The following is a 408-nucleotide window of genomic DNA, read 5'->3' as shown; positions in this document are numbered from 1 at the left end:
GGTGTTCCGAGAGCTTGATGTAATGATGCAGCAGCGCGCATGCTCGTACATGGCACTACCGCCCTTTGCTCAGCACTGGATTGAAGATGAGATTAACGGTTTTTTACAATATTTGCCGTTAAAACAACGCTTGGCTACCAAACCTGTCGTTAAAAGTTAACTCATAGGTACTGTATGAATATTCTAGTTGTAGGTGGAGCTGGTTACATTGGCTCCCACATGGTGAAACAGCTCAATCGTAGTGGCCACTCAGTAGTAGTGCTCGATAATTTGACGACAGGTTTTAGAGAGTCAGCACGCTTCGGTGAGCTGGTCGTGGGTGATTTAGCCGATACAGTGCTTTTAGAGCAGCTGTTCCGCACACACCATTTCGACGGTGTTATGCACTTTGCGGCTTGCAGTTTGGTA

1 protein-coding gene is annotated in these 408 nt (G+C 46.8%); it reads left to right on the top strand.

The window, feature by feature from the left end:
* Nucleotides 1-174 precede the first annotated feature (174 nt).
* A partial coding sequence (locus SB773_RS30205) for an NAD-dependent epimerase/dehydratase family protein (protein WP_410593876.1) occupies nucleotides 175-408 on the top strand: 234 nt, incomplete at its 3' end.

The sequence above is a fragment of the Bacillus sp. SIMBA_074 genome, assembly GCF_046534555.1.
GTDB lineage: Bacteria > Bacillota > Bacilli > Bacillales > Bacillaceae_G > Bacillus_A > Bacillus_A mycoides.
This window is presented reverse-complemented; position numbering and strand designations above follow the sequence as displayed.